Origin of the sequence: Zavarzinia sp. (genome assembly GCF_041650655.1) — a bacterium.
GTDB lineage: Bacteria > Pseudomonadota > Alphaproteobacteria > Zavarziniales > Zavarziniaceae > Zavarzinia.
This window is the reverse complement of sequence record NZ_JBAZKR010000215.1, coordinates 1-3,374: the sequence shown is the minus strand read 5'-3', so window position 1 is coordinate 3,374 and position 3,374 is coordinate 1. Positions and strand designations below refer to the sequence as shown.

The 3,374-nt window shown below is 70.6% G+C and carries 3 protein-coding genes; all 3 read right to left on the bottom strand.

Annotated features, from left to right (window positions below; all coding sequences use genetic code 11):
* Positions 1-1,058: hypothetical protein (locus WC493_RS22430; RefSeq protein ID WP_373068715.1), on the bottom strand; the 1,058-nt coding region annotated here is incomplete at its 3' end.
* 123 nt (positions 1,059-1,181) lie between these two features.
* Positions 1,182-2,036 (bottom strand): NAD(P)-dependent oxidoreductase, encoded by an 855-nt coding sequence (locus WC493_RS22425; protein ID WP_373068713.1) that lies wholly within the window; start codon positions 2,034-2,036, stop codon positions 1,182-1,184.
* Complete coding sequence (locus WC493_RS22420) at positions 2,033-3,022, bottom strand: 2-hydroxyacid dehydrogenase (RefSeq protein WP_373068711.1); 990 nt, start codon at positions 3,020-3,022, stop codon at positions 2,033-2,035. The genes WC493_RS22425 and WC493_RS22420 overlap by 4 nt, the downstream gene beginning before the upstream one ends.
* Between the last annotated feature and the right edge of the window lie 352 nt (positions 3,023-3,374).

Here is a 3,374-nt window from a genome sequence, read left to right as displayed (position 1 = left end):
TCGGCCTCCATGTCCCGGTACGCGGCCCAGGCCGCGTCGCCGTTGTCGCGTTCCCAGTCGTGGTACATCAGCTCGCTCACCACGCGCTCCTGGTCCGCGGCGAAGTGGGCGATGTCCATGTCGGCGGCGACGATGGGGAAGAGCGCGAGCGCGGCCTTGCCCTCGGCGCTGTCGGCCGATTCCGGCGTAACCGGCAGCGAGTCGTGACGGTAGTGGCCCAGCTGCAGCCCGCGCCGGATCACCGTCAGCTTGGCCGCCCGCTGCCTCTCGAGGCCGAGTTCCTGCGTGATCCGGTCCTCCATGCCCGTCCGGCGCGTGAGCGCCGAGACGATGGGGCCGAGGTAGGCGAGGATCACCGCGCCGGCCAGGCACAGTGCCGCGAGCCCGGCGAGCGTGGTGGGCACGCCGCGCCGCCGGTTGGCCATCGACCGCGTGAGCCAGGTGCGCACCGCGAGCCCGCCCGCCACCAGCACGACGCCCAGGGCCGTCAGGGCGAAGGCGATCTCGCGCTTGGCGCGCGAGACGTGGAACTCGATCACCGCGTCCTGGATCTGCCACATCATGACGACGGACAGGACCGCGATCGCGAGGCCGACCGCCACCCGCACCGGCCATGACCGGTTCCACTTCTCGCACTGCTGCAGCCAGATCTTGAGGAAGACGAGGGCGAGCGCGAGGCCGGAGATGAGGCGTCCCCAATGCTCGACGGCCTCCGTCTCGCTGATCGGGAGCGAGCTGCCCATCTTGTCGAGAAGGCTCACGCCGAAGGAGAGCTCCAGCCACAGGTACAGCGGCGTGAGGACGATCATCAGCCGCAGGTGGTGGTAGCGGAAGCCGTCGGCCCGGTTGCCCGGCAGCGCGTCGTTCTGGCGCAGGAGCGAGGCGGGATCCGTCCTGGCGAGGCTCGCCGCGCCCCGCGGCGGCGGCTGGCGCAGCCGGCGGCGCAGCAGGACCGCCATGGCGGGCAGGCGCCGCAGCGAGGCCACGAGGGATGCCGCCGACAGCGCCCATGCCAGCGCGAGGCCGGCGGCCAGCCTCAGGTTCCCCGCGAGCGCCATGACTCTCACTGCCTCTTCCCCTTCGGCAATGTCTTGTTGTTGTCCCGGTCGAGCGCCGGTTTGCGACGCATTCTGCACGAAAAACGCCGCCCTGCGGCGGCGTTTCCCGGGGTGGCGGCCCTGCTAGAGCCGCGTGATGAGGGACGAGGTATCCCAGCGGGCGCCGCCCGCCTTCTGCACGTCGCCGTAGAACTGGTCGACGAGGGCGGTGACGGGCAGGCTCGCGCCGTTCCTCTTGGCCTCGTCGAGGCAGATGCCCAGGTCCTTGCGCATCCAGTCGACGGCGAAGCCGAAGTCGAACTTGCGCCCGGCCATCGTCTTGCCGCGGTTCTCCATCTGCCAGCTCTGCGCGGCGCCCTTGGAGATCACGTCGACGACGAGCCCGGCGTCGAGGCCCGCCTTCTCGGCGAAGGCGATCCCTTCCGCGAGCGCCTGCACCAGGCCCGCGATGCAGATCTGGTTCACCATCTTGGTGAGTTGCCCGGCGCCGGCCGCGCCCATCAGCGTGACCGCCTTGCCGTAGGAGTCCATCACGGGCTTGGCGCGCTCGAAGGCGCCCGCCTCGCCGCCGCACATGACGGTGAGCTTGCCGTTCTCCGCGCCTGCCTGGCCGCCGGAGACGGGGGCGTCGATGAAGTCGATCGCGCGCCCCTTCGCGTCCGCGAAGATGCGCCGCGCCGCGTCGGCCGAGGCCGTCGTGTGGTCGATGAGCACCGCGCCCTTCTTCATGCCCGCGAGCGCCTGCGCGGCGACCTCGGCGAGGTCCTTGTCGTTGCCCACGCACATGGCCACGAAATCCGCGCCCGCCGCGGCCTCGCCGGGCGTGGCGGCCGCGCGGCCGCCGTGCTTCGCCACCCATTCCTGCGCCTTGGCTGCCGTGCGGTTGTAGACGGTGACGTCGTAGCCCCTGGCCTTGAGGTGGCCGGCCATGGGGAAGCCCATGACGCCGAGGCCGAGGAAAGCGACTTTCGCGCTCATTGCATGCTCCCGGAGGAAAGATCCTTGTTGACGAGGTTGGGCGGCGTCCGGCCCTCGAGCGCCGCGGTGAGGTTGGCCACCGCCGTCTCGCACATGCGCATCCGCGTGGCGCGCGTGGCGCTGCCGATGTGCGGCGTGAGGACGGCGTTGGGAAGCGAGAGGTAGCCGGGGTTCAGCTTCGGCTCGCCCTCGAAGACGTCCAGGCCCGCGCCGGCGATCCGCCCCGCCTTGAGCGCCTCCACCAGCGCCGCGTCGTCCACCACGCCGCCGCGGGCGGTGTTCACGAGGATCGCGGTGGGCTTCATCCTCGCGATCTCGGCCGCGCCGATGAGGTGGTGGACCGCCGGCGAGTAAGGGACCATCACCACCACGAAGTCCGCTTCCGCGAACAGCCGGTCGCGCTCCACCCAGGTGGCGTTCAGGCGCTTCTCGTCGGCTTCCGGGATGCGGCCCCGGTTGTGATACAGGACCCGCATGTCGAAGCCGGTCGCGCGTTTCGCGATGGCCTGGCCGATGCGCCCCATGCCGATGATGCCCAGCGTGGCGTGGTGCACGTCGGCGCCCAGGGGCGATTGCATCGCGAAGGCGAGCTTCCAGTCCCCGCGCCGCACCTGCGCGTCGCCCTCGGCGATGCGGCGCGCGGCGGCCATGAGCAGCGCCCAGGTGAGGTCGGCGGTCGTGTCGTCGAGCACGCCGGGCGTGTTGGTGACCCGGACGCCGCGCTTCGTGCACGCGGGGATATCCACGTTGTTGGTGCCGACGGCGATGTTGGAGACGACCTTGAGGCCCGGCGCCGCCGCGAGCACGGCCTCGTCGACGCGGTCCATGACGGTCGCGAGGATGCCCTGCTTGTCCGCCGCGCGGCGCGCGAGCTCCTCCGCCGGCCACGGGCGGTCGTCGTCGTTGTGCTCGACGTCGAAGCGGCTTCGCAGCGCCTCGACGATCTCGGGAAACACCTGCCGCGTGATGAGGATTTTCGGTTTCACGGTTTGCTCGACTCGTTGAAATGAAAAGGCCCGAGGTTCGCGACGACGGGCCTGCAGCGTGCGCTACGACAATTCCGATGGGTCCACGATGCGGGCCGCCGGCCGCGCCGCGTTGAACGGCTAGCCCGTTCCAACGCGGCGAAGCGAAGGCGGCGGCAAGGCCGTCCGCCTTCGCCTTAGTTGTAAAGCACTTTAGGCAGCCAAAGGCCGATATCCGGCCACGTGTACAGCATCGCGAGCGCGAGCAGCTGGATGCCCATGTATGGCAGCATCCCGGCGAAGATCTGGTTCAGCGTCACGTGCGGTGGCGACACGCCCTTCAGGTAGAACGCCGCCATCGCCACCGGCGGCG

Excerpts from the sequence above, each read along its gene's own strand:
- WC493_RS22425 (WP_373068713.1), bottom strand. The coding sequence starts at position 2,036 with ATGAGCGCGAAAGTCGCTTTCCTCGGCCTCGGCGTCATGGGCTTCCCC.